28 protein-coding genes are annotated in these 22310 nt (G+C 45.3%); 26 read left to right on the top strand and 2 right to left on the bottom strand.

Annotated features, from left to right (window positions below; genetic code table 11):
- The first annotated feature begins 9 nt into the window (after nt 1-9).
- The 19 genes from RBB45_RS05760 to RBB45_RS05670 all read left to right on the top strand — a co-directional run bounded on the left by RBB45_RS05760 (nt 10) and on the right by RBB45_RS05670 (nt 18436).
- A complete protein-coding gene (locus RBB45_RS05760; RefSeq protein ID WP_306009234.1) occupies nt 10-777 on the top strand; it encodes an SDR family NAD(P)-dependent oxidoreductase in 768 nt (255 codons plus the stop codon).
- Nucleotides 770-1276 carry a PPC domain-containing DNA-binding protein gene (locus tag RBB45_RS05755; protein ID WP_306009233.1) on the top strand — a complete coding sequence of 169 codons (507 nt, stop codon included), beginning with the start codon at nt 770-772 and terminating at the stop codon, nt 1274-1276. Before RBB45_RS05760 ends, RBB45_RS05755 begins: the two co-directional genes overlap by 8 nt.
- Nucleotides 1273-2757, top strand: coding sequence for a class I adenylate-forming enzyme family protein (locus RBB45_RS05750; RefSeq protein ID WP_332273586.1), 1485 nt, complete (start codon nt 1273-1275; stop codon nt 2755-2757). Before RBB45_RS05755 ends, RBB45_RS05750 begins: the two co-directional genes overlap by 4 nt.
- Entirely contained in the window at nt 2754-3896 is a 1143-nt protein-coding gene (locus RBB45_RS05745; protein WP_306009232.1) for a thiolase domain-containing protein, read from the top strand. The genes RBB45_RS05750 and RBB45_RS05745 overlap by 4 nt, the downstream gene beginning before the upstream one ends.
- Nucleotides 3893-4213 carry a Zn-ribbon domain-containing OB-fold protein gene (locus RBB45_RS05740; protein WP_306009231.1) on the top strand — a complete coding sequence of 107 codons (321 nt, stop codon included), beginning with the start codon at nt 3893-3895 and terminating at the stop codon, nt 4211-4213. Before RBB45_RS05745 ends, RBB45_RS05740 begins: the two co-directional genes overlap by 4 nt.
- Nucleotides 4214-4324: 111 nt before the next feature.
- The gene (locus RBB45_RS05735) at nt 4325-4768 is read left to right on the top strand and encodes a DUF4362 domain-containing protein (protein WP_306009230.1); all 444 of its coding nucleotides are present in this window, start codon (nt 4325-4327) and stop codon (nt 4766-4768) included.
- Between the two features lie 87 nt (nt 4769-4855).
- Nucleotides 4856-6436: an ATP-binding protein gene (locus tag RBB45_RS05730; RefSeq protein WP_148949285.1), complete on the top strand. Its 1581-nt coding sequence runs from the start codon at nt 4856-4858 to the stop codon at nt 6434-6436.
- A gap of 14 nt (nt 6437-6450) precedes the next feature.
- Entirely contained in the window at nt 6451-7128 is a 678-nt protein-coding gene (locus RBB45_RS05725; protein ID WP_094767739.1) for a response regulator, read from the top strand.
- Between the two features lie 201 nt (nt 7129-7329).
- Nucleotides 7330-8334 (top strand): tripartite tricarboxylate transporter substrate binding protein, encoded by a 1005-nt coding sequence (locus RBB45_RS05720; protein WP_129612614.1) that lies wholly within the window; start codon nt 7330-7332, stop codon nt 8332-8334.
- A 14-nt stretch (nt 8335-8348) separates the two neighbouring features.
- Entirely contained in the window at nt 8349-8807 is a 459-nt protein-coding gene (locus RBB45_RS05715) for a tripartite tricarboxylate transporter TctB family protein (RefSeq protein ID WP_009793254.1), read from the top strand.
- A gap of 12 nt (nt 8808-8819) precedes the next feature.
- The gene (locus tag RBB45_RS05710) at nt 8820-10328 is read left to right on the top strand and encodes a tripartite tricarboxylate transporter permease (protein ID WP_009793255.1); all 1509 of its coding nucleotides are present in this window, start codon (nt 8820-8822) and stop codon (nt 10326-10328) included.
- Nucleotides 10329-10530: 202 nt separating this feature from the next.
- A complete protein-coding gene (rpsN, locus tag RBB45_RS05705; protein ID WP_022544009.1) occupies nt 10531-10800 on the top strand; it encodes a 30S ribosomal protein S14 in 270 nt (89 codons plus the stop codon).
- Nucleotides 10801-10845: 45 nt separating this feature from the next.
- On the top strand, nt 10846-11187 hold the full coding sequence (locus tag RBB45_RS05700; protein WP_306009229.1) for a hypothetical protein: 342 nt from the start codon (nt 10846-10848) through the stop codon (nt 11185-11187).
- A gap of 321 nt (nt 11188-11508) precedes the next feature.
- Nucleotides 11509-13284, top strand: coding sequence for a gamma-glutamyltransferase (ggt, locus tag RBB45_RS05695; RefSeq protein WP_306009228.1), 1776 nt, complete (start codon nt 11509-11511; stop codon nt 13282-13284).
- 64 nt (nt 13285-13348) lie between these two features.
- Nucleotides 13349-13645, top strand: a complete 297-nt coding sequence (locus RBB45_RS05690; protein WP_248138751.1) for a hypothetical protein — start codon at nt 13349-13351, stop codon at nt 13643-13645.
- 832 nt (nt 13646-14477) lie between these two features.
- Nucleotides 14478-15344, top strand: coding sequence for an ABC transporter permease subunit (locus RBB45_RS05685; RefSeq protein WP_306009227.1), 867 nt, complete (start codon nt 14478-14480; stop codon nt 15342-15344).
- A complete protein-coding gene (locus RBB45_RS05680) occupies nt 15341-16252 on the top strand; it encodes an ABC transporter permease (protein WP_306009226.1) in 912 nt (303 codons plus the stop codon). The genes RBB45_RS05685 and RBB45_RS05680 overlap by 4 nt, the downstream gene beginning before the upstream one ends.
- 114 nt (nt 16253-16366) lie before the next feature.
- Nucleotides 16367-16945 (top strand): TetR/AcrR family transcriptional regulator, encoded by a 579-nt coding sequence (locus RBB45_RS05675; RefSeq protein WP_224950674.1) that lies wholly within the window; start codon nt 16367-16369, stop codon nt 16943-16945.
- 30 nt (nt 16946-16975) lie between these two features.
- Nucleotides 16976-18436, top strand: a complete 1461-nt coding sequence (locus tag RBB45_RS05670; protein WP_371931552.1) for a DHA2 family efflux MFS transporter permease subunit — start codon at nt 16976-16978, stop codon at nt 18434-18436.
- 209 nt (nt 18437-18645) lie between these two features.
- On the opposite strand, the gene RBB45_RS05665 is transcribed toward RBB45_RS05670, so the two are convergent.
- Nucleotides 18646-18894, bottom strand: coding sequence for a YueH family protein (locus RBB45_RS05665; RefSeq protein ID WP_101548457.1), 249 nt, complete (start codon nt 18892-18894; stop codon nt 18646-18648).
- 158 nt (nt 18895-19052) lie between these two features.
- Between RBB45_RS05665 and RBB45_RS05660 the strand changes: the two genes are divergently transcribed.
- The 3 genes from RBB45_RS05660 (at nt 19053) to RBB45_RS05650 (ending at nt 19890) form a co-directional block, all read left to right on the top strand.
- Nucleotides 19053-19301: a hypothetical protein gene (locus RBB45_RS05660; protein ID WP_009793267.1), complete on the top strand. Its 249-nt coding sequence runs from the start codon at nt 19053-19055 to the stop codon at nt 19299-19301.
- Complete coding sequence (locus RBB45_RS05655; RefSeq protein WP_253617210.1) at nt 19301-19579, top strand: hypothetical protein; 279 nt, start codon at nt 19301-19303, stop codon at nt 19577-19579. Before RBB45_RS05660 ends, RBB45_RS05655 begins: the two co-directional genes overlap by 1 nt.
- Nucleotides 19580-19692: 113 nt before the next feature.
- Nucleotides 19693-19890 carry a hypothetical protein gene (locus RBB45_RS05650; protein ID WP_009793269.1) on the top strand — a complete coding sequence of 66 codons (198 nt, stop codon included), beginning with the start codon at nt 19693-19695 and terminating at the stop codon, nt 19888-19890.
- Between the two features lies 1 nt (nt 19891).
- Here the strand turns inward: RBB45_RS05650 and RBB45_RS05645 are convergent, their stop codons facing one another.
- Entirely contained in the window at nt 19892-20119 is a 228-nt protein-coding gene (locus tag RBB45_RS05645; protein WP_009793270.1) for a hypothetical protein, read from the bottom strand.
- Nucleotides 20120-20201: 82 nt separating this feature from the next.
- On the opposite strand from RBB45_RS05645, the gene RBB45_RS05640 reads away from it, so the two are divergent.
- The 4 genes from RBB45_RS05640 to RBB45_RS05625 all read left to right on the top strand — a co-directional run bounded on the left by RBB45_RS05640 (nt 20202) and on the right by RBB45_RS05625 (nt 22265).
- The gene (locus RBB45_RS05640; RefSeq protein WP_306009225.1) at nt 20202-20600 is read left to right on the top strand and encodes a hypothetical protein; all 399 of its coding nucleotides are present in this window, start codon (nt 20202-20204) and stop codon (nt 20598-20600) included.
- A complete protein-coding gene (locus RBB45_RS05635) occupies nt 20600-20932 on the top strand; it encodes a hypothetical protein (RefSeq protein ID WP_009793272.1) in 333 nt (110 codons plus the stop codon). Before RBB45_RS05640 ends, RBB45_RS05635 begins: the two co-directional genes overlap by 1 nt.
- Nucleotides 20933-21016: 84 nt before the next feature.
- Nucleotides 21017-21766 (top strand): hypothetical protein, encoded by a 750-nt coding sequence (locus tag RBB45_RS05630; RefSeq protein WP_306009224.1) that lies wholly within the window; start codon nt 21017-21019, stop codon nt 21764-21766.
- 28 nt (nt 21767-21794) lie between these two features.
- Entirely contained in the window at nt 21795-22265 is a 471-nt protein-coding gene (locus RBB45_RS05625; protein ID WP_306009223.1) for a GNAT family N-acetyltransferase, read from the top strand.
- Nucleotides 22266-22310: the final 45 nt, after the last annotated feature.

The following is a 22310-nucleotide window of genomic DNA, read 5'->3' as shown; positions in this document are numbered from 1 at the left end:
GAATAAAACATGCGAATTGATAATCATGTAGCTATTGTGACAGGGGCATCAGGAGGAATCGGGGCTGGCTGTGCCAAAGCCTTGGCAAGGGAAGGCGCTCATGTAATACTGGTGGACTTGCTTTCCAGCGAAGAGACCCTTCAGGCAATAAAAGAACTTAATCCGAAATCGAAGTCAAAATCATACGAGTTGGACATCCGGGATCCGCAGGCAATTAAGCAAATGGTTAATGATGTGCACGAAGAATTCGGCCGTATCGATATCCTGGTAAACAATGCAGGAACCTGCAGCCGCCTGGATTTGGAAGAAATGACGGAGGAGGCATGGGATCGGGATATGGATACGAACCTTAAAGCAGCATTTTTCCTGACCCAGGCAGTAATTTATCCTCATATGAAAGACCACAAGTACGGCAGAATCATAAATATTAGCTCTATTTCGGGACTGGTGGGAGGACATACCTCCAGCTTTGAACCGGGAAGCACCAAGGGGAGGTCAGGCCCTGGATATGCCGCTTCCAAAGGCGGAGTCATCGCATTCACCAAATGGGTAGCGAAAGAAGTGGGCCCGCTTGGGATCGTATGCAACAGCATAGCGCCAGGAGCTGTCGAATCAAGAATCACTAAAGGGCTTGCATATGATTTGAATAATCAGGTTGTGAAAAGGATGGGGCAGCCAGAGGATATTGCAGAAGCAGTTCTTTATTTTGCATCAAAAGAAGCCGGCTATACAACAGGCCAGGTGCTTAAAGTATGCGGAGGCGCTGCAATTGGATAATCTGGAAAAGGAACCGCCTATCAAACGTCTCTCGCAATCGGTGTTTGACAAAAAAAGGGGAGTAATTATGGGCTTCCTTGGCCCAGGTGAAGATTTAATCGAGGGGCTAAAAAAAGTTTGCAGCAAGCATAGCGTTGCATCAGGAACCATTTCATGTATTGGCTCCCTTTCCACTGTGTCCATCGTCCAGCTCGACTATGAGGAAAACCGGATGGCCTATTCCAAGCCGATTTTCTGGGATGCACCCGTAGAGCTTTTGTCAGGCAACGGCCTCATTGGCAAAGATGAATCGGGAGAATTGGATATCCACTTTCATGGAGTATTTGTGGATCATAAAAAGAATATTTCAGGCGGTCATTTCCTGGAAGGGAAGAATAACGTCGCCATTACCTTGGAATTTACCATTCTTGTTTCAGAAGGCATTCAGCCAGTCCGTGAGATATTTCAGCCGCTTGGTTTTCCATTATTCAATTTTTATGAAGAAAGAGGGGCGGAATGATGCAGACAATTGCCCATTTAGCCAATAAAGTATTTAAAAGATGTCCGGATAAGCTCGCTGTAAAGGATGTTAACCGTGAATTAACTTATAGACAGCTCCAAAAAAGGGTGTATCAGATCTGTTTCGCCTTAAAAAAGGAAGGGCTCAAAAAAGGAGACCGGATTGGTATCTTGATGTCCAACCGTTTAGAGCACATAGAACTTGATTTAGCAGCTGCATTCGGCGGGTTCATTAAAGTACCGATTAATTACAGGCTCCATTCAAAGGAAATTGAGTATATCATTGAGAACTCAGAAACGAAAATCCTTATAGGTGAGGAAAACCTGACAAGTGCCCTTCATACTTCCTGCCCTGTCATCCATGCGGGGGAAGAATATGAAAGATGGCTATCGGAACATGAAGGAGCCGAACCTGAGATGGAAGCCGTGGAAGATGATTTATTTGCCATCATGTACACCTCAGGTACTACAGGCAAGCCAAAAGGAGTCATGCTTTCTCACAGAAATATGATTTCTAGTGCCATATCACTCGCACTTGTCTGTGAAATCACCCCTGATGATGTAGTGGGCCATGTAGCTCCACTCACTCATGGTAGCAATTTTCTGTCCCATATTTCCTGGCTGTTCGGCCTGACACAGGTTGTCTTTGACAAGTTCAGTCCATCAGAGTTTTTGAATGATATTGAAAGAGAACAGGTTTCTTTCATTTTTATGGTTCCTACGATGGTTAACCTGATGATTCAAGATACTTCCTTTGATGCAGCTAAACTGAAAGGCATTAAATCTATCAATATGGCAGGATCGCCGATTGCAGCAAGTAAGCTGAAACAGGCAATTGAGAAGGCAGGACCGATTTTCATTGAAACTTATGGATTAGTAGAGGCTCCCATGACCATTACTGTCATGCCACGCGGAGAACTGGCCGGAAGACTGGAGTCGTGTGGCACAGCAGGCCCTTTTGTAGAAATGAAGCTTGTTGATGATGAAGGAGTGGAAGTTCCGCAGGGGGAAATAGGTGAGATTATCTGCAAAGGATCGCTCGTCATGCAGGGCTACTGGCGAAATAAGGCGGCAACTGAAGAGACGCTGCGCGATGGCTGGCTCCATACCGGCGACCTGGGCTGGAGGGATGAACAGGGTTATCTTCATATTGTTGACAGGAAAAAGGATGTCATCATTTCTGGAGGACTGAATATCTATCCCCGTGAAATTGAGGAAATCCTGAATAAGCATAATGGCGTAAAAGAAACCTGTGTAGTCGGTCGTCCTCATGAAAAGTGGGGAGAAGCTGTGATTGCCTACTGTGTTCTGAATGAAGGAGCTGCTGCAACAGAAGAAGAGCTGCTTGAGCTTTGCAGAAACTATCTGGCAAGCTTTAAGAAGCCAAAAGAGATTCATATTGTCAGTGAATTGCCTAAAAGCAGCTATGGAAAAATCCTGAAAAGAGAGCTGAGAAGCCTGGAAGGGAGGGTTGCTAATTGAATAAAGCATCAGTAACAGGAGTAGGAATGACGGCTTTTGGAAAGCACGAGAATGCCACATTAAAAACCCTTTTGATGGAAGCATGTGTAGAGGCATTAAAGGAAGCGGAATTTCCCAGGATAGACGCAGTATTCATCGGGAATTTCATGTCCGGATCCCTTGGAAATCAAGAAATACTTGGAGCGATCGCAGCCAATGACCTGGGTCTTGGCCCTGTACCCACTGTAAAGGTAGAAGGAGCCTGTGCATCAGGCGGAATTGCATTCCGCCAGGCATTTCTGGCTGTCCAAAGCGGTGAATATGATCATGTTTTGGTGGCTGGTGTAGAAAAAATGAAAGATTCAACAACAGAGTTGACTACCAGGGCGATCAATGCCGCAATGGACAATGATTCAAACGAAAAACATGCAGGCCTTACTTTTCCTGGTTTTTTCGGCACCCTTGCCAATCGATATTTCTATGAAACAGGTGCAACCAAGGAGCATCTTGCGATGGTAGCGCTGAAGAATCGTCAATATGCTGTAAAAAATACTAAAGCCCAATTCCAGAAGCCAACTTCAATGGGAGAAATTCTGAATAGCCGCTTAATTACAGAACCGCTCGGTCTTTTTGATTGTTCCCCGACTACAGACGGTGCTGCGGCAGTGGTAATTTCAAAAGGAGAAAACGGGATTATCATTAGGTCCTCTGCACAGGCTTCTGGAACCACTCAAATGCAGGAAGCGGAAGATCTTTTAAGCCTGCCGGCCATTCGTGAGTCTGCAAGGAAAGCATATGAAAAAGCAGGGGTAGGACCAGAGGATATAGACGTAGTGGAGCTCCATGATTGTTTTTCCATGACAGAGATCCTGGCCATCGAGGAACTTGGTTTTTTTGAAAAAAGAAAAGGCTGGGAGGCTGTTGAACAAGGTCTCACCAAACACGGAGGAAAAATACCGGTTAATACAAGCGGCGGTTTGCTTTCAAGGGGCCATCCTATCGGTGCAACAGGTGTGGCACAAATCATCCAGATCGTTTCCCAGCTCCGCGGCAGCAGCTGCAATCAAGTGGATGGAGCAAGAATCGGCCTTGCGCAGAATCTTGGAGGGACAGGTGCTTATTCGACAGTCCATCTATTTGAAAGGGTGAATTATGCATGAGCCAGATTGCCATTACAGAGTGCGCTAACTGTGAGACTAAATTTGTCCAAAGAAAATGGATCTGTCCCAATTGCCGGTCAATAGAGTTCAAAACCAGGAAGATAGCGGGTGATGGAACCGTTTTTTCACACACCACTATTCATATAACTTCAAAAGAGTTTGCTTATCTGACTCCTTATACTGTAGCGCTGATTGATCTAGAAGAAGGAATCCGGTTAACAGGACGGGTGACAGAACCGGTCGAAATTAATGATCAGGTCTCTTTTAGCGGATTAGAAGAACAGGCATATATATTTTCAAAAGTAACAGAAAAATGAAAGGCTCTTTAAGGGCCTTTTTCTTTTTACAGTAATTTCTTCTTCAACATTATTAATATGAGATAAATTGAACTAATGATATACTGATAAAAAATCGAAGGAGATGTAAAATTGAATAAATGGCTTTTTTCCATATCCGTTTTATTATCTTTCCTTCTCCTAGGATGCCAGACAGAAAAGGAATCTATTGAAACATTCGCTAAAATGCCGGACTACAAATCATCAACAGATGATATTGTCTCCATGCACGGAGAAATCCAGAACCTGGACCGGTTTAATTCCTTTATCGTCCATGTACAGCAAGGGCGTAAAGATACCATCAGGGTGGTAAGTTATACAGAAGAAGGCGCCCCGATCCTTCATGATCTTGAATATGATGGGCAAGTCATTCATTCTATTCTTGATACACGAAGAGATGGTTTTGGAGCGGGAATGATTGAAGAAAGAGAATGCAAGTCTGTTGATATAGAAAAAGGGAAAAAGCAGTCAAATTATACCCTTACCGGCTGCGGGTGGAAAAAAGAAGATTACAGTATTTTGATAATCTCGAAATAAAGCGAGTCCAGTTTTCACCAATACATATGACACTCTATTTGAAATTGACTATTATAATAGAAGACAAACAGTTCGGGGTGCCAGCTTATGAGAAAAAAGAAAGCGGTTACGATGCGCACGAAGATTATCGTATTGATTGTATGGCTAATAGCGGGAGTCATTGTGCTTTTGTCCGGGCTATACGCTTATGTAGAATTTGAACAGACAGAGGAAAGTATGGGCAAGCAGGCCCTTTATGTGGCGCTGGCGGTTTCTCATATGCCTGGGGTAAGGGACGCTTTTGGAGAGGATAATCCCTCAGAAAAAATCCAGCCGCTGGCAGAGAGAATCAGGGAGGATATTGATGCTGAATTTATCGTTATAGGAAATGCGGACAGCATTCGCTATTCACATCCGGATGCCGGAAAGATTGGCGGGCGGATGGTTGGTGAAGATAATGAGCGGGCCCTCGAACAGGGAGAAGCATATGTGTCAAAGGCTACTGGGACGCTTGGACCTTCAATTAGAGGGAAGGCGCCAATAGTGGATGACAATGGGGATATTGCAGGCATAGTATCAGTAGGTTTCCTGATGGATGATATCGAGGAGGAGGCTTTAAGCAGGCTGAAGAAAATCGGGCTCATCTCTTTTGGAGCCATTCTCCTTGGAGTAGCAGGAGGGACACTGCTTGCTAGAGATATCCGGAAAGATATGATGGGTCTGGAGCCGCATGAAATTGCCTCCTTATACCATGAAAGGAGTGCAATCCTTGATTCGGTGAAAGAAGGGATCATTGCTGTGAATCGTTATGGTGTCATCACGATGATGAATCCATCTGCCCGCCGGATTCTCGCTCTAAATGAAGACGGAGTAAATAAGAGAATCGCTGATGTAATCAAGGGAACGGGCATGAATAAGGTTTTGGAAACAGGTGTGCCCGAAAAAGATGTGGAAGTACTCCTCGAGGAAAAACCAGTCGTTGTGAACCGGACGCCTATCGTTGAGAACGATGAGGTTATTGGGGCGGTCGCCAGCTTCAGAGACAAAACCGAAATTAATGAGATGCTTAATACTTTATCAGAAGTGAGGCAATATTCTGAGGACCTTCGCGCCCAGACGCATGAATTTACAAATAAATTATATGTGCTGTCCGGCATGATGCAGCTGGGTCAGTATGAGGAAGCGGTCCGTATGATTCAGGAGGAATCAGGTGCCCATGATCAGCAAAATCACATTCTGTTCGAGCAGATCAGGGACAGCAGCCTGCAGGCAGTCCTGCTGGGAAAATTGGCGAAAGCCTCTGAAAAGAAGGTAAGCTTTACGATTGATGACAGTTCGGCGGTTGAACCGCTGCCGGAAAGAATGACGGTTACCCATTTGATTACGATCATCGGCAATCTGATTGATAATGCCATAGAAGCGACAGAAGGGATGGCGGACAGGCGTATTTCTTTCTTTGCTACAGATATCGGTAATGACATTGTCTTTGAAGTGGAAGATAATGGAGGAGGAATCTTGCCTGAGGATGAGCAGCGGATTTTTGAAAAAGGCTTCTCGACAAAAGAAAAGGACGGCAGGGGATATGGACTTGCTCTCGTCAGCCAGGCAGTCGGGGAACTGGATGGAACGATTGAAATGAAGACTGGAGAGGCGGGGACGATTTTCACTGTTTTCCTGCCAAAAATATAAGAGGATGAGAAAGAATGATCAAAGCGATTATAGCAGAAGATGATTACCGGGTGGCTGCCATCCATGAGCAATTCATAGAAAAATTATACGGCATCGAGTGTATTGGAAAAGCATTGAATGCTGCAGAAGCACTGGAACTGCTCGAGGAAAAGGAAGCAGATCTGCTGATTATGGATATCTATATGCCAGACGAGCTTGGAAGCAGCCTACTGCCTAAAATAAGACAATGCTTTCCCAATCTTGAAGTGATCATGATTACCGCATCCAATGAAAAACAGATGGTAGAGGAGTCCTTGAGATACGGAGTGATCGATTATATGATCAAGCCGGTAACCTTTGAACGTTTCACGGAAGCAATCCGCAAAGTGAACAAAAAAAGAGATTTACTCGAATGCCGGGAAAGTGAACTGACGCAAGAAGCAATCGATCATTATTTAAGCAGCAGTTCAGCGGCAGTAATAGCTTCCGAAAAGATGCCCAAAGGAATCGATTCACTCACTTTAAAAAAAGTGAAAGAAATCCTGGACGGTATGAAGCAAGGCGTTAATGCAGAAGAACTTGGAAAGGAAATGGGCGCTTCAAGGACGACTGCCCGCAGATACCTGGAATACCTGGTAGCCTCCGATGAAGCAAAAGCTGAGCTGGAATATGGAATTGTCGGAAGGCCCGAGAGAAAATATTATCGATTATAGTCTATAGTTTATAATAGCTGCACCCCATGTTAGCTGATGAGGGTGCAGCTTTTTTGTGTTCTCAACCCCGTGAACAAAATGAACAAAAAGCCCGCAAAGTTCTTAACGCTCAATACTTGTTTAATAGATACAAACTTTTCTGATTTTTTTACAATAACAAAAAAGAAAACGTTTTCACCCATGGAAAGGAGCATAAGTTTGATGAAAAAAATGATTCTGGCAGCAGCACTGCTGCTCTGCATGGTGATGATGTCAGCCTGCTCGAGCAAGGAAGCTGCAGGCATTTATAAGGATGGCAAATGGATGCCAAGCAAACCGATCGAAGTGGTGGCTACGGCTGGAGCCGGCGGAGGCTGGGATACCACAGCCCGCATGGTTGCCCAGACGCTAGAAAAGGACGGGCTTATTGATCAAAGGATGCCTGTCATCAATAAACCGGGCGGAGGGGGAGCCGTCGGCTGGGCGTATATGATGAAAAAGGAAGGCAACCCTCATAATATATTTGTCTCGTCTCCGCCTATTATTCTTGTACCACTTAATGGGCAGTCAAAATACGGAGTAGACGACTTTACCCCGCTGTCCAATCTGATTGCCGACTATGCAGCCTTTGCTGTCAGGGCTGATGCAAAATGGGATGATCTGAATGATTTGTTTGATGATATGAAAAAAGATCCTTCCAAAATCTCGGTGGTTGGCGTTTCATCTCCAGGAAGCATGGACCATATCCAATTTATCAAGATTGCCAAAGCCGCCGGTGTGGATGTGACTAAAATCAAATATGTTTCAGACCAGGATGGCGGAGCACTGACACAGCTCCTCAACGGAAGTGTTGACGTTTATTCTGCCGGTACTTCTGAAACAATCGAGCAGGTGCGTGCCGGAAAGATAAAAGTGCTGGGAGTAACTTCTCCGGAAAGATTGAAGGGCGATACACTCGAGGATTTCCCGACAGCCATTGAGCAGGGCATCAATGAAACCTTTGTGAACTGGAGGGGCTTCTTTGGGCCTCCTAATATGGATGAAAAGCAAATTCAGTATTACGAAGAAAGGCTAAAAGAGCTGAATGATTCGCCGGAGTGGAAAAAGATCCGCGAGAAATATGGCTGGAATGAGCTCTATATGGACAGCGGCGAATACAAGGAGTTTCTAAAGAAGGAAAACGATGAATTGTATAAACTGCTTGATGAGCTGAAGCTGATCAGATAAAGGGGGAATCATACATGCTCAAGCCAATCAATCGAAAAATTGGCCTTGTATTAATAGGGTTTGCACTGTTTTACCTTATTTTGAGCTTCAGGCTGCCTGAGTATCCGTATGCGGCAATTGATGCAGACTTTGTGCCAAAATCTCTGGGCTTTCTGCTTCTCCTGCTGTCTGTCCTGCTGTTTTTTTCCAGGAAGGCGGAGACGGAAGAAGAAAAGAAAAAGCGGAAGATACCGGAAGGCGAAGCAAGGACATTGCTTACTGTCTGCGCGTTTATATTGGTTTATATCTTCTTTTTTGAAATGGTCGGCTTTGTAGTCATGACGGCTCTTTTCATATTTATCACAACCTGGTATTTGGGCTATAAGAAAAAATGGACAAACGCAATCGTTTCGGTCGTCTTCTCGCTGTCCATTTACATGATGTTCAATTATCTGCTGCAAATCTCACTGCCGGCAGGCATTCTGCCATTTTAAAGGAGGGATCTTATGGGTTCGTTTGAAGGATTATTATCAGGGTTTCAGGTTGCACTGAGCCTGCAGGGGATCTTATTTGTATTCCTCGGTGTTTTCATCGGTACATTCATCGGCATGATGCCGGGCCTTGGCCCAATCAGTGCGATTGCCATCATGATCCCGGTCACCTATAATATGGACCCAGCCATTGCGCTGATGATGATGGCAGGAGTCTATTATGGAGCGATCTTCGGCGGATCGTCCTCTTCAATCCTGCTGAATGCACCGGGAGTATCGGGGACGGTTGCTACCGCATTTGATGGCTATCCGATGGCCCAGCAGGGGAAGGCGGGCAAGGCGCTGGCCATTGCCGCCATTGCATCGTTCTTTGGCGGGACAGTCAGCGTTGTTCTATTGATGCTGTTTTCCCCGCTTCTTTCGTCGGTTGCCGTTTCATTTGGCCCCGTCGAATACTTCGCTTTGATGCTTTTGGGACTGACGGCCATTTCCAGCTTGTCAGAAGGATCCACACTAAAGGCTTTTATCTCGGCCACTCTCGGCGTCATTGTCGTGACTATTGGAATCGACGGGCAGACAGGCACAGCCCGTTTCACCTTTGACAACGCCTATCTGCTGGAAGGCATCGATTTCCTTATCATCGCTCTTGGGCTTTTTGCCCTGGCAGAGGTTTGTACATTGATATTTAATAGGAAGAATACTTCTTCATCGGAAAATGAGAACATCGGCAGCCTGAAAATCACCAGGGAAGACTTCCAGGAGATGAAGGGACCGATGGCCCGCCAATCGGTACTGGGTTTCATCCTCGGCGTCCTTCCTGGAGCAGGGGCGACTATCGCTTCTTTCATCGGCTATATTACAGAAAAAAAGCTTGCGAAAAAGCCGGAAGAATTCGGGAAAGGCTCCATCAGAGGGCTGGCTGCTCCGGAAACAGCCAATAATGCAGCAACCGGAGGAGCTTTCGTCCCTCTTTTGAGCCTCGGTATTCCGGGATCCGGGACAACTGCAGTCCTGCTGGGGGCCTTCCTGGTGCTGGGCATCCAGCCGGGACCCCTGCTGGTTCAGGATCACCCGGATGTATTCTGGGGCATTATTGCGAGCATGTATATCGGCAATGTGTTTCTTTTGATTTTGAATCTGCCCCTTGTGCCGTATATAGCTAAGGTGCTCACAATTCCGAGGCCGATGCTGATTTCACTCGTTATAACTTTCAGTATGGTAGGCGTATATGCCTTGAGCTTCAACACGTTTGATTTGTACCTGCTTCTGATCTTCGGCATCATTGGATTTCTTATGAGAATTTTCTCTTTCCCGGCGGCACCTTTTATCCTTGCCTTTATCCTGGGCGGAATGATGGAGCAGGCACTGAGGCAGACACTGACTATCTCAGACGGCAGTCTGGCTATCCTGCTGGATCGCCCAATCGGCCTGACGCTCATGATCATAGCTGTTCTTGTTATGATTGTGCCGCTTTTCAGGAGAAAAAAGAAGTCTGGTTCTTCTAAAGGATCACATGCTGCATAGTGAGGAGGGAGCTGTCTTTTGGCAGCTTCTTTTTGTTTTCGAGCAGGCGGGTTTACACGAAAGGCTGGTTCATGGTACGATATGTTTTGTTATAGATAGTAATGGTTACGATTTATCCTTTTCCGATCTCTCTGTTCTATCTTTATTTTATCTTGTTTAAATCGTAATTGTTACGTATTAATTCATGGAGGTATTCGTTAAAATGGCAAAAAAATCAAAAGTAGCAAAAGAGAAAAAGCGGCAGGAGATGGTCGCTAAATATGCTGAGATCCGCAGGGAACTGAAGGAGAAGGGCGATTATGAGGCACTGAGAAGGCTGCCGCGCGATTCATCCCCAACCCGATTGAAGAATCGCTGTGAGGTGACAGGCCGTCCGCGCGGATACCTGCGCAAATTTAAAATGTCCCGGATCGCTTTCCGTGAATATTCTCATAAAGGGCAAATCCCCGGAGTCAAAAAAGCAAGCTGGTAATATGATAAACTAAAGGAACAAATCTTACATGGCGGGGTGTTTAGCATGAATGAAAGACTCGTCGATATAATCATAAGAGAGATTGTCTCGGGGCTGCCCCCTGAAGACCGGGATCTCTACCAATATGTCACAAACATAGAGGACCGTCTTGCACAGCAGTCCGAAACCTCCGACCAGTTCATGAGCCTCCTGGTCAAGCACTCTCCGCTTAAACAGGCGGCAGAAAAGTTCAGCCTGGGAGTGACGGAAACCTATCAAAGGATGCAAATGATCGAGCGGGAGATTAACAAGCTGGTTGAAGAACGGAGAACCAGAATGAAGTGGATTGACCTTACAGATAGGCTGGATGCCGATGGGCAAAGACAGCTGTTTTTGTTTATTTCTTGATGAAAGAGCCTGAGTGGGCTCTTTTTTTCGTATGTAGGGAACGTGGCGGAATGCGGCGTGTGGTTTATTAGCAAGTTTTTCGTTTTATTAGCAAGAAAGTGATTTTATTAGCAGCTTTTTGGATATATTAGCAAGATTTACATTTTATTAGCAAGTATTGGGATATATTAGCAACTTCGGATTTTTCAATGCCATTAGGCCCAACTTACATAGAATCTGTATGGGTAAAAATATTTAAAATTCTAAATATTCAGCCGCAAATTTGCCAATCCAGCCTTCCTTCTTTTAAGTTAGAAATGAACCAACAATAGGAGGGATAAGATGAAAAAAGCCGCCAGTGTTTTATTTGTGTATTTGTCCAGTTTTATATTGGTATTCGCTCCTCTTGCTGCTGCAGATGCAAAGCATAAACAGGATCCTTATGAAAAATATGGCGAAGTTGCTGTAGGTGAGGATGGCATGGTCGCCGCAGCCCATCCGCTTGCTTCAGAGATTGGGGCTGATGTATTGAAGAAAGGCGGAAACGCCGTTGACGCTGCTGTGGCAATTCAGTTTGCCCTCAATGTAACTGAGCCGATGATGTCAGGCATCGGAGGCGGCGGATTCATGATGGTGTATGATGGAAAAACGAAAGAAACAACGATCATCAATAGCCGTGAGCGTGCCCCGGCCGGAGCAGAGCCGGATATGTTCCTCGATGGAAAGGGAAAGCCGATTCCCTTTGCAGAACGATCTTCGGGCGGAACAGCAGTCGGTGTACCGGGAACCTTGAAAGGCCTTGAAAAAGCACTGGATATGTGGGGAACCATCCCTATGAAGAAATTGATCCAGCCTTCTATTAAACTGGCTGATAAAGGTTTTCCAATCGATCCGGTACTGGCAGCGGCAATAGAAGATAATAAAGAAAAGCTGTCCCGGTCAGCAGCTGCTGAAGTGTTTCTCCCAGGAGGCGAGCCGCTGGAAGAAGGCGACATCCTGGTCCAGAAAGATCTAGCCAAAGCGTTTAAGCTAATTAGGAAAGATGGAAGCGAGGCGCTTTACGAAGGGCCGATTGGGGATGCCCTTGCCAAGACTGTCCAGGATTTCGGCGGATCAATGGTAAAGGACGATTTAGAAAAATATGAAGCAGCAATAGACAAGCCTGTGTGGGGGGAATATCAAGGCTATCAGATTGCCAGCATGCCTCCGCCAAGCTCAGGCGGTGTCTTCCTCCTGCAAATGCTCAAAATACTGGACGGCTTCGACCTTTCCCAATATCCAGTCCGCTCCTGGGAAAAATATCACCTCATGTCAGAAGCCATGCATCTTGCCTATGCAGACCGGGCAGCTTATGCGGGGGACCCGGAATTCGTTGAGGTTCCAGTTAAAGGACTTCTGGATAAGGACTATATTAAAGAACGGCAGCAGTTAATATCGCTTGATGAAATGAATACAAAGCCTGAAGCTGGGGACCCATGGAAGTATGAAAGCGGGAAACCTGATTACAGTGCAGCAGCTCAGCCTGCAGACAGACAATATGGGGAAACCACCCATTTTACGGTAGCAGACCGGTGGGGGAATGTGGTTTCCTATACAACAACGATTGAGCAGGTTTTTGGTACAGGCATCATGGTGCCGGGCTTTGGAGTGATGCTGAATAACGAACTGACTGATTTTGATGCTGTGCCTGGAGGGGCAAATGAGGTCCAGCCTAATAAGCGCCCGCTCAGCAGCATGACTCCCACGATCGTCTTTGAAAATGACAAGCCGGTACTGACAGTCGGATCACCGGGAGGACCGACCATCATAACCTCTGTCCTGCAAACGATCATCCATGCAATAGAGTACGATATGGAACTGAAAGCTGCAGTTGAAGAACCGAGGATCTATACGAATAACCCATCGTCCTACCGGTTTGAAGAAGGGGTGCCAGTTTCTGCCCTGCAGAGGCTGAAGGAAATGGGCCATCGATTCGGCGAGAAACCAGAAACGATAGGCAATGTCCAAAGCATCCTGATTGATCACAAACAGGGAATATTCAAGGGAGTGGCCGACTCCAGCAGAAGCGGAGCAGCGATTGGAGTTGACCTGAAAGGAAAAGGGAAGAAGAAGCATTAGATACTAAAGGGCTGCGGAAATTCCGCAGCCTTTTTCTGGTAAAATAGGTAACGAGGTGATATTTATGAGCGGATTTATCCATATGGAGGATGAGGAAATCATCTATCATGTTTACAATTTGAACTGGCATCTTCCTGAAGAAACTCAAAAAGAAGCGGCTGATATCTTATTACAGCTCCCCGCAGACAAAGTCCGCATGATTATCCCAAAGTATGGCAAAGCCTGCTGGGAAAATGGAGTAGCAGTCATAAGGAAAATAGGCTATCCAAGAAATGAAAACGCGCTGCAGCGGCTGGAGGTCTCCTGCAGGACAGGAACTGGCCTGGTGCCCTCGACTCAATTGAGGTTTTCAGGGACTTAGGAAAAGAAAACAGTTCTCCCTATATTGAAAGGGAATGCGAAGAAGCAATCAGATGCAGGGATCATGACTGGCTGGAGCACCTTTACTATGCGGTAGAAAGTCTGGGCCTGGAGCTTGAGGATTTTAGGAACGGGGAAACTTACGAAGAGATGCGGAAGCGGGCAGAGGAGCTTCGGGAAATATAGGTTGTTAACATTTGAGACACTCTGATGGTGGGGGAAACGTGGCAGAGTGCCTCTGGAGGGAAATATGAGTCACTTTGATGGTGGGGAAAGCCTGGCAGGGCGCTTCAAGAGGAAGATATGAGTCACTCTGATGGAGAGAGAACAGAGCAGAGTGCCTCAAGTGGAGGATATGAGTCACTCTGGAGGTGGTGAAAGCCGCACAGAGTGACTCAAGAGGAAGATATGAGTCACCCTGGTGGTGGAGAAAGCCGAACAGAGTGACTCAAGAAGAGGATATGAGTCACTCTGATGGGGATAAAGCAGGTCAGAGTGCCTCAAGTGGAGAATATGAGTCAGTCTGAAGGTGGTGAAAGCAGCACAGAGTGCCTCAAGGGGAAGATGAGTCACTCTGATGGGGGTGAAAGCTGAACAGAGTGACTCAAGAAGCAGACATGAGTCACTCAGACTACGAAAAAACAATTAGTGCTTCAAGTGAATTACATAAGGCAATCGCTTCAGCATATCAAGCAAAAATATTGTTCCTCAGTGCACTGCAGCCCTGATTCCCTATGTACCCGCTTAATCTTTTAACCTTCCTAAATTTCCTCCTGCCGCATCCTCCCTTGATATATAATAGAAACCGACTTTATACATAGGAAGGAGTACTTATGGCGACTATTTTTCGTAGCCTGACGAGTGTGGTGCTCATTTTAATTCTGGCAGTGCTTCCTCTCGGGTTCCATAATGGAGATGCGAAGGTGGTATTCAGTATCATCCCGATGATTGACGAAATCAGGGATTTTATTCAAGGGCTGAAGTCAGGGGAATCCTGGCTATATTTGCAGGGAGAGCGGGAAAGGCCGCTCCTTGAGGATTTGATCCCATATTGGCTGTCTTCCTTTCTCTATCTGACTGTAAGTGCGGTGATTGCTGTCATTCTGTCCGTTTTATTTGGTGTGTTTTTATGGAAAAAAGGAGGCAGGTTGCTGAATGCGGTTCTCGGTTTCACTGGAATGCTCCCTGATTTTATTCTTGTTCTGCTTTTGCAGCTGCTGACGGTATTTGTGCACAAAGAAACCGGAATAAAGACAGTAAAGGTGGCTTCTTCTTCCATGAGTGAGCCGGCTATATTTCTGCCTATATTTACTCTTGTTATCATTCCCTTGTTTTATCTGCTTCGCTCCTTGTCAGAGCGGAGCCATGAAGTTAAAGGAGAAGATTACATACTGGCTGCGAAAGCTAAGGGCTTACGAAAGGGGAGTATCTATCTCTTTCATGTATTCCTAAATGTGCTTCCTCTCTTGAAAGCAGATCTTCACAAGATTTTAAGCATCATGCTTGGGAATCTTTTCATTATTGAATACTTATATAACACAAGGGGAATCACAGCGCTGTTGTTTGTCCAGCAGATTCAATTTGGGTATCAATATAATCTGGTTATCTTTAGCTTGTTAAGCCTTCTTTTACTATATCTCGTTTCTTTATATACTTTAAAGCTATTATTATGGCTGATTGAAAGGGGGCTGCAGAGATGAAAAAAAGGAGGAATCTTCCACTAGCCGCAGGTTTATTGATGCTTGCCTTCTTCCTGCTGGCCGCACTAGCCGGGCCTGAGATTGCACCCTATGATTTAAACGAATCAAAAAAGATCGACCATATCATAGATGAAGAAGGTAACAGGAAATTAGTAAGTTCGCCTCTTCCGCCTTCTGCGCAGCATCCTTTTGGGACGGATAAATGGGGTTATGACATCTTGACCCTCCTGCTGCATGGTGCTAAATATACTATTTTTACTGTGTTGGGTGTGGCCCTTCTGCGGCTGGTGATTGGTGCAGCGTTAGGAATCTTTCAGGGGATCCGGACAAAAAAAGGGGTACTAAACAACATTTCCTTGTTCAGCGGGATCCCTATATTTATCTTCATCTATTTCATCATGCTCGGCATCAATATTGAACCCAAGCTTTCACCGCTTCAGCTTACCCTTATACAAGGGGCCCTATTGACCATACTTGGCATTAATGGGGTTTACAATGTTATTTTCAATAAGACGCTTGAGCTTAAAAAAATGGCTTATGTGGAGGCAGCAAGGACGCTTGGAGGCAATAGTTCGCATCTTTCTCGCAAGCATATCATTCCATCATTGCGGGCTGATTTCTCGGCGATTTTTGTAAATGAATGCATCCAGGTTCTGCACATCATCGGACAGCTGGGAATCTTTAATTTATTCCTGGGCGGAACGGAAAAGCAGTATTTTCCTACCATTTATTTATCAATAACCAATGAGTGGTCAGGCCTTATCGGACAGTCGCGTTCTTTCCTTTACCACTCCCAGTGGATCATTATCTTCCCTCTTGCAGCTTATGTTCTGCTGCTGGTAGCGTTCTATCTGCTGTCTGCAGGATTAAAGGATAGGAAAAAACTTAACAGGCCAACTCATATATAACAGAGCACATTCAAAAAAATGTGCTTTTTCAGTTTTGTTTTGTTGACTTTCCTCATGAATTCCCATAAATTTATTTAGACCGGTTGTTATAATTTTTCCGAAAGGAGAATGAATTTGGAGGGTAAGCGAAAGACACGAGAGTCAATTTTGTGTGCGGCATCGAATCTATTCAAGTGCCAGGGGTATAATGGCACCGGATTGAATCAAATTATAGAGGTAAGCGGGGCTCCCAAAGGGTCAATTTATTATCATTTTCCAGGCGGCAAAGAGGAGATTGCAGTGGAAGCTGTTAAGCATGTTGGAAATGAAATAAAAACGATGATAAAGAAAGAGCTGGCATCTTCTGAAGATGCGGCAGCAGCCTTCCGCTATCATGCCGAAAAAATTGCTTCATACTTTGATGTGCCCCTGAGCCATGAAAATAGCGGCCTGCACATCGGACTGATTGCTTCGGAAACGGCTCTGACGAGTGAGCCAATCCGGCAGGCCTGTCAGGAAACTTACAAGGAATGGCAATCGCTGTACAAAGAAAAACTGCTGCTTTCCGGATTTTCTGAGGAGAGGTCGAAGGAGCTCGCCCTGCTTGTGAGCTCTATGATTGAAGGGGCGGTCATGCTTTCTAACACCTATGGAAATGGCAAGCCGCTGCGGAATATAGCTGAACATTTTACATATGTATTCAGAGTCCAGTAAAGCAGCGCAGAAGTTGAGAGGAGAATCATTGTGCAAAGTACTAACCAAGGCGCAGCCGCGCCGAATGCATTAAAGGATATCAAAGCGGTTCCTATTATTATTTCTTTCCTGATAGCAGGATTTATCGGCCTGTTCAGTGAAACCGCCCTGAATATGGCAATCAGGGATCTAATTGTGATTTTTGAAACGGATGCAGCTACCGTTCAATGGCTGACAACAGGGTATTTATTGACCCTTGGGATATTGGTGCCGATTTCAGGATTGCTCCTGCAATGGTTTACGACGAGGCAGCTATTTGCAGTATCGCTTGTATTCTCAATCATTGGAACATTCATTGCAGCAATTGCGCCTGTGTTCAGCATCCTGATGCTCGCTCGTGTCATCCAGGCAATCGGAACAGCGCTTCTGCTGCCGCTTATGTTCAATACAATTCTTGTCATCATACCACCGCATAAGCGGGGAGGGGCGATGGGGATCATCGGTCTGGTCATTATGTTCGCTCCTGCAATCGGACCGACGATATCAGGATTGATTCTGCAGAATCTGACATGGCATTGGATTTTCTGGATCTCATTGCCGTTCTTTGTTCTTGCTCTTATTTTTGGACTATTTTATATGCAGAATGTTTCCAGCCCTACCAAGCCAAAGATCGATCTGCTGTCCATCCTTTTATCAACGATCGGTTTCGGTGGAATCGTATTCGGATTCAGCAGTGCCGGTGAAGGAGAAGGCGGATGGGGGAGCCCGAAAGTTATCCTTGCTCTTGTGCTTGGAGTAGTCGGTTTGATTCTCTTCTGTATCCGCCAGACAAAGATGAAGCAGCCTATGATCAATCTTCGCACCTTTTCATACCCTATGTTCAATTTAGGCCTGCTGATGGTGCTGATCGCAATGATGGTCATATTATCTTCAATGATCATGCTTCCTCTCTACTTGCAGAATTCACTTCTGCTGACTACATTTGCGGCTGGGCTGGTTTTGCTGCCCGGAGGAGTGGTCAATGGAATCCTGTCCCCTGTAATGGGACGCTTGTTCGATAAATATGGTCCCACATGGCTGGTCCGCGGCGGTCTTGTGATTGTCACAATCGTCATGTTTGCGTTCTCCGGAATTACAAATGATACGTCAGCCGGATATATTGTAATGCTGCATATCTTCATGATGGTTGGTATTGCGATGGTATTCATGCCGGCTCAGACAAATGGCCTCAATGAACTGCCGCCAGAACTTTATCCAGACGGAACGGCTATCATGAATACACTTCAGCAGGTTGCCGGTGCGATTGGGACGGCTGTCGCGATTTCCATCATGACAGCGGGCCAAAAGAGCTATATGGAAGAAGCTGCAAACCCGCAGGATCCTTCTCTGCTGCCGCTATCATTGACAGCAGGCATCCAGGATGCTTTTATATTTGCCATTTGTGTGGCCATCTTGGGATTGATTGCTTCATTCTTTATTAAGCGTGTCAAGGTTGAGCATCAGGAAAATTAAATAGCGTAAAGCCCGGGCTATGTTCCGGGCTTTATTCTTTAGCAATCGTAGCAGATAAAAAATGGAATATGAAAAAGCACGGATATCCTCTTCCGTGCTTTCTTTATGGGTTTTTTAGCAAAAAAAGAGAATGTAGGGTAGGATCGAGGGGCTTTATGATGTTTATACACCTAACAGAGTCACTCTGCCAGGCGGTTTGAAAAAGAGAATCAGATATGTTTTTCTGCTTCTTTAATAATGGCGGCAGCAAGCTCTTCTGTGTTCCCTTCAAACATATGAAAATTCAGTGACGACTGGAGATGATTAAATTGTTCTTTCAATTCATCCAGCTGGCTGATTTCAGCTGACCAGCTGATGGAAGGGATGGATATAATGAATCGTTTGTCTTCTGTTATATTCAGGAAGACCTCGGCATACTTGTTTCCGGAAATGGTAATTTTCTCGTAAGAAGTTATCAAATTGGTCATCCTTCCCTTATGAGCCGTTTCATCCATTATAACATCATTTGGATGCAGAATCGAATATTCGTGGTGAAGCTTCTGTAAAAGCCTGAGTGCCCGTGGCACACAAACCGATCTAATCATGCATATAGTGGCATTACAAGCAGAAAGGAGGGATGGAATTGCCTGTTTCGGTTATTTTTAATCAGGTTAATGTTATTAGCATGTCATCCAATTCCATCATTTCCACGGGGCAGAACAGCCAGCCGGACTGGAACGCTCAAGGGAAATTGAATACTGGAAACGGGGTATATATCAACGCTGCCTCTCTTGGCAACTTCAGTTTTGTCAATGATCCGGATGTTGCAGATACGCCGATTGCCCAGCCGGAAAACATCAATCCTCAGCCTGTCTCCCAGATATAATGATGAAGTCAGCTTTACAGAATATCTCAATAAAATTCAATAACATTAATATAACCTCCATGGCGGCCAATTCCGGCATCTTTACGGGAGACAATACACAATCCGGATGGCAGGTGAACAGGAAGGATAATACAGGCTTCGGGTTGGTGACTGGAAGCCAGAACGTCTCAGCCTATAATGTCAATATTGTTGATGACAGCGATTTTATGGATGCCTTCTTTTACCGGATTGAAGGTGAGGAAGAACAAGGGCAAGAACATGACAGTCAGGATCTTTAAGCCATTTCCTAGGGCTTTTTATTTTTCCTGAAAAAGCTTTACAGGATGAAGGTCATATTTTCCTTGCCGGCAAAATAAGAATATGAAAAAGGCGGCTTTGAAGATGAGGTGGGATGTTGGCCAATATCAGATTTAAAACGATAAAAGTGAATCAGATCCAAAACAGTTCCGGGATATTTTATGGACAGAATACACCAGTATACTGGCAGCATACCGGTAAAATCTCAGAAGGATTTGGCAAAGTGGCGGGAAAAGGGAATAAAATCAGCCGGAATTATACACGGGTGGCACGAAGCAAAGAGGGTTCTTAGCCTATTTATAGCTTTCTTTTCCCTTTTTGCCTTCTGTCTGGACAAGGTGGAGATTGCCCGAAATCTTATTGAGATCTCCCGCTACAGAGCCAAAGCCTGAGGTGCCATTTATATCGGAGGACCAATTCTTCTGTCTGTTTCTGCCCATGAATACGCCAGAGCTGTCAGTGATTTGTCCGATGAAAATATCGTCAAAATGGATTTTTGCTGGTCCAATCATTTTTTTCATCCGTGCCCCTCCCGGTTTTTATGCCTCTTATACCATATGCCTTCAAAAGCAGAAGATGTGACACTAAAAAGGATGAACTCTTATGCAATTGGATGACAAAGCTCTTATTACCATACTGGGAAAATTGAACGGCCGCCTTGCTGATATGGAGGGCCGTTTGAAAGAGCTTGAAAAAGAAAAGTCCAGCGGGCATAACAACCACTTGGAGATAAATGAAGTGAATATAGAGAGTTTCCAGCTGGATCAGCTTTCTTATTTTCTCGACAGGATTGATGTTAAAAGCCTGAGCGGGATGATGAATCTCGGAAACAGCTTTTACACACCAGCAAACAAACAGAAGCCGCAGACCGGGAAAAAAGGAAATGCAAGAGGGACTAAAACAGCAGAAAAAAACAGCGATGATGCCCGCATTCGTATCCTTGTCAACGGAAAAGAGACTCCATATGCTCTGGAAAGCACCACGGGAACGGAGGAACTGTGATGAGATATTTTTCTCCTTTGTTTAAAATCAACAGCATTCACATAGGATCCATCGAGGATGCCTCATGCGTCAACTTCGGAAACAGCTTTCCATCAGGCTTTACCAGCCTGAAGAAACATAATCAGGGATTCGGCAATGTATTGGGAGACCATAATGATATTCATGATATCATGTCCCGGCTGGAAGAGAAGGATGTAACCGAAGTGTTTCACAAGAACGGAGGAGAAGAGATTCCTGAATGGATAGGGAAACTTCTGCAGGAAGATGGGGAGGAAGAAAATATGGGGATGGATGAAGAAGAAAACGATGGTTTTAGTGAAACTGGCCAATAGCCGGTTTTTTTATTTTGAATGTAAAAGGAAATCCTTCATTGATTGTCGAATTAACCAAACGGATAATTAGGGGAGAGTGGCGTGATGAAAGCACCAGAAAGAATTTTTTCTGTATGGAAAAGATTTGACAGCTTTCCAATGGAGACGCTTACTAAGCTATGGTTGCACCATAAAGGAATAGGGCAGAGGGAAGTTTCTCAGATGAAAGAGCACCGTGAGGAGTTTGGGATCACTGGAAACTGCTTTGATCTTGCCCTGTGGCTGCTTGATGAGTTTGATAAAGAAGGAATCAGGGCCTATCCTGTCGGCAGTAGCTTGCATACGGAAAAGGCGCATGCCGCCGTTGTAGCCGAGGATGATAAAGGCAGCCGCTTTTTATGCGACCTTGGCGACCAGTGGCTGCAGCCGGTACTGATTGATAGAGACACGACAGTTCCGCAAAAAGGGTATTTTCCGGCGGCAGGCATTGAGATTAAAAGCAGCGGCAATGCAGCAGAAATCACCTATCATAGGCCGGGCGGGAAGCAGTCAATGCAGACGTATCATCTGGAGCCGGTCGACAGGGATGAATTTTGGATAGCTGCGGGGCATTCAAGCCGCCAAATACACCCTATACCGCTCTTGGAATGCCGCGTTCCCATAACAGGTGAAACTGCCCATTGGGAGTTTTATGATTGGAAAAGTTTTCTCAGCACAGAAAATGGGCTGGTATATGACCCTCCGCATGAAGAGCTTGATGCATGGGCGGAACGGATTTACGAAAAGACAGGCTTTTGTAAGATTTTTCTTAAAGAATCATTGGAGCTTTATAAGACGCTTGGAGAGGTAAATTAATAACATGGTGCTGTTACCAATGGGGGATATGATGGATATCAGACTTGCGGAAGTAACGGAAGAAAACTTCTTTGATGTAATCAATCTTAAATCAGATGAAGTGCAGGAAACACGAATCCAGATTTATGAAAGGTGGGTCGGATCGAATGCCTTTTTCCTTGGCGCCTGCCAGGTGTTTGGGTATACGCCAATAGCTATTTACGATGGCAGCAATTTGATCGGGTTTGCTTCATATGGGTTCAGGAAGGAAACAGAGTGGTATGAATTGGTCAGTTTAATGATCGGCCATCAGTATCAGGGCCAAGGATACAGCGGTCCCGTCCTGAAGGCCGTCATTGAGGAGATGGCAGAGTCCATGGAGTGCAGTGAAATTTATATCACTGTGATCCATAACAATGACAAAGCGATAAAAATGTACGAAAAAGCCGGCTTCGTCCCAACCGGAGAGGTAGAGGAAGGGCATCATCCAGAGCCGGTTTATTGTTTGAAGCTGAAATAGCAGTAGTGACAGGCACCTATACCAGTTGGCTGACTGGTATAGGTG

The organism is Bacillus sp. MMSF_3328, assembly GCF_030733525.1.
In the GTDB taxonomy this organism is placed as follows: Bacteria; Bacillota; Bacilli; order Bacillales; family Cytobacillaceae; genus Bacillus_AB; species Bacillus_AB infantis.
This window is presented reverse-complemented; position numbering and strand designations above follow the sequence as displayed.

Coding starts and splice junctions, on each gene's coding strand:
- RBB45_RS05680 (WP_306009226.1), top strand. CDS start 15,341: ATGAAAAAAAGGAGGAATCTTCCACTAGCCGCAGGTTTATTGATGCTT.
- RBB45_RS05640 (WP_306009225.1), top strand. CDS start 20,202: ATGCAATTGGATGACAAAGCTCTTATTACCATACTGGGAAAATTGAAC.
- RBB45_RS05650 (WP_009793269.1), top strand. CDS start 19,693: ATGTTGGCCAATATCAGATTTAAAACGATAAAAGTGAATCAGATCCAA.
- RBB45_RS05760 (WP_306009234.1), top strand. CDS start 10: ATGCGAATTGATAATCATGTAGCTATTGTGACAGGGGCATCAGGAGGA.
- RBB45_RS05625 (WP_306009223.1), top strand. CDS start 21,795: ATGATGGATATCAGACTTGCGGAAGTAACGGAAGAAAACTTCTTTGAT.
- RBB45_RS05710 (WP_009793255.1), top strand. CDS start 8,820: ATGGGTTCGTTTGAAGGATTATTATCAGGGTTTCAGGTTGCACTGAGC.
- rpsN (WP_022544009.1), top strand. CDS start 10,531: ATGGCAAAAAAATCAAAAGTAGCAAAAGAGAAAAAGCGGCAGGAGATG.
- RBB45_RS05730 (WP_148949285.1), top strand. CDS start 4,856: ATGAGAAAAAAGAAAGCGGTTACGATGCGCACGAAGATTATCGTATTG.
- RBB45_RS05700 (WP_306009229.1), top strand. CDS start 10,846: ATGAATGAAAGACTCGTCGATATAATCATAAGAGAGATTGTCTCGGGG.
- RBB45_RS05750 (WP_332273586.1), top strand. CDS start 1,273: ATGATGCAGACAATTGCCCATTTAGCCAATAAAGTATTTAAAAGATGT.
- RBB45_RS05630 (WP_306009224.1), top strand. CDS start 21,017: ATGAAAGCACCAGAAAGAATTTTTTCTGTATGGAAAAGATTTGACAGC.
- RBB45_RS05740 (WP_306009231.1), top strand. CDS start 3,893: ATGAGCCAGATTGCCATTACAGAGTGCGCTAACTGTGAGACTAAATTT.
- RBB45_RS05690 (WP_248138751.1), top strand. CDS start 13,349: ATGAGCGGATTTATCCATATGGAGGATGAGGAAATCATCTATCATGTT.
- RBB45_RS05685 (WP_306009227.1), top strand. CDS start 14,478: ATGGCGACTATTTTTCGTAGCCTGACGAGTGTGGTGCTCATTTTAATT.
- RBB45_RS05660 (WP_009793267.1), top strand. CDS start 19,053: ATGGAATTGCCTGTTTCGGTTATTTTTAATCAGGTTAATGTTATTAGC.
- RBB45_RS05715 (WP_009793254.1), top strand. CDS start 8,349: ATGCTCAAGCCAATCAATCGAAAAATTGGCCTTGTATTAATAGGGTTT.
- ggt (WP_306009228.1), top strand. CDS start 11,509: ATGAAAAAAGCCGCCAGTGTTTTATTTGTGTATTTGTCCAGTTTTATA.
- RBB45_RS05645 (WP_009793270.1), bottom strand. CDS start 20,119: ATGAAAAAAATGATTGGACCAGCAAAAATCCATTTTGACGATATTTTC.
- RBB45_RS05635 (WP_009793272.1), top strand. CDS start 20,600: ATGAGATATTTTTCTCCTTTGTTTAAAATCAACAGCATTCACATAGGA.
- RBB45_RS05655 (WP_253617210.1), top strand. CDS start 19,301: ATGATGAAGTCAGCTTTACAGAATATCTCAATAAAATTCAATAACATT.
- RBB45_RS05725 (WP_094767739.1), top strand. CDS start 6,451: ATGATCAAAGCGATTATAGCAGAAGATGATTACCGGGTGGCTGCCATC.
- RBB45_RS05720 (WP_129612614.1), top strand. CDS start 7,330: ATGAAAAAAATGATTCTGGCAGCAGCACTGCTGCTCTGCATGGTGATG.